General features: G+C 47.9%; 1 protein-coding gene. It reads right to left on the bottom strand.

The genetic code is table 11. The features are described 5' to 3' along the window. Window positions 1-140 precede the first annotated feature (140 nt). Window positions 141-1370 (bottom strand): IS110 family RNA-guided transposase, encoded by a 1230-nt coding sequence (locus EKM91_RS13690; protein WP_125754444.1) that lies wholly within the window; start codon window positions 1368-1370, stop codon window positions 141-143. Window positions 1371-1732 lie beyond the last annotated feature (362 nt).

Genomic DNA, 1732 nt, shown 5'->3' with positions numbered 1-1732 from the left:
GAGTCTTGTGGTGAACAGTCAAGTGAATGAGGTGAGGTTCTAGAAATATTTTTGGGTAGTTGAGCGTATACTACCCCCAGCCCGCGACTTTGTTGTTTTTCGGTTGCGGGAAAGTGTATCGCTAAACTTAACCAGTCACGCTAGACCAATTTCGCTTGGTCGTACAATTGATGGTTCTTCATCAAAGTGAGAACCAGACGCACGAGCTTGCGAGCGGTCAATAAACTGGCGCGACGATGTTGATACTTTGGAACCTCCCGATATTTCTTGTTGTAGTATTTTTCGAATACTGGATCGTGCGTTCTTACTGAATTGGCAGCTTCAACTAGGTAATAACGCAGATATTGATCCCCGCTGTGGACACGCGGCGTTGCTTGGCGCTCAGTGTTGCCTGATTGGCTTCTACGCCAAACCAGGCCAGCGTACTTGGCTAGACTAGCTTCATTCTTGAAACGTTCGGGTTGACCGATCTCGGCGATGATGCCAGCGGCGTAAACTGGGCCGATGCCTGGAATACTCCGCAAACACTTCGCTTCAGGTGTCGCTTCACACAAAGCGGCGATACTCTTATCGAGTTGTTTTAACTGTTGACTGAACATGCGGATCTCGTTGGCGTACATGCCCAAGACGAGATTCACAGAATCCATGACTTGCTTGTCGAGTCGATAAGAGTCGCGTGCTGAACGTTTCAACGCTTTAGCGACGGCTTCGGGATCACCGAAGCGACCATGACCAAGGGTGTTGAGATCGCTTGTGAGTTGTTCTAGCGGTAACTCCGCAAGCTCATCCAGCGAGTATCGCTCATCGGTCAAAACCGTCATCATCGTGGCACCGAAAACTGACGTTGGTAACTCGGCGTCGATCGTATTCATCTTGTAGTACAGATTATTGAGAAAGTGGTTCTTACACCACGTAATCTCTTTAGTCAGATGGAACCGTTCACGAGTCAACCGCTGAAGTGCGAGGTGGCGTTCATCACGAGGCACTGGCACTTGATATCGGCCAACACGTAAGAAGTCGGCGATATTGCGGGCGTCAACTGAGTCCGTTTTATCCTGGTCATACACCTGACTGAAACGATGAGTCATCTTGGAATTCAAGGTGACGACCTCAATGCCAATCGCTTCGAGTTTGTCGTCGTTGGTCAGTTCGTAAGAGGCTAAGACATTGTATACCGACGTTGCTTCAAGGCCTACAATGACCCGTTCATAAGTGAGCTTCTTGTCGGCGTCTAAAATATCTTGTTTGATGGCTTTAACGCCATCAGGGCGGTTGGCGACAGAGTCTTGGAAGACAACATTCTGATTGCTATCCATCCCACAGAAATCTAATTTAGCTTTAGAAACATCAATACCAACATTCAAGTTCATAGGACTGGACCTCCTTTCTTTGTCAGATTGATTGGAGAAGACTTGGGTGCTGCGTGATATCCCCTAATTATGAATGGTCAGTGCTTCCTCGCGGTATGAGTAGTCCGCTACTAGTCGTTGAGCTGCGTGATGAAACGTGAGTCATCACCAACCACTATTAGCCCTACAGCTTGTGGTGTGCGCTTAGTACCATTCATCTGGGAGGCAGACTCAATTTGTAGTCTGGATTGCTTCAGCTACAGGAGGACGAAAGCCTAGACCAGTTGGACCCAGATCCAATGAACAACTAGAGGATATCACGCAACGCTCAAGTCGACTGAACAACTTTGAACTTGATACAACTTTTACTATACGAGGAGGAA

Origin of the sequence: Lacticaseibacillus baoqingensis, assembly GCF_003946165.1 — a bacterium.
In the GTDB taxonomy this organism is placed as follows: Bacteria; Bacillota; Bacilli; order Lactobacillales; family Lactobacillaceae; genus Lacticaseibacillus; species Lacticaseibacillus baoqingensis.
This window is presented reverse-complemented; position numbering and strand designations above follow the sequence as displayed.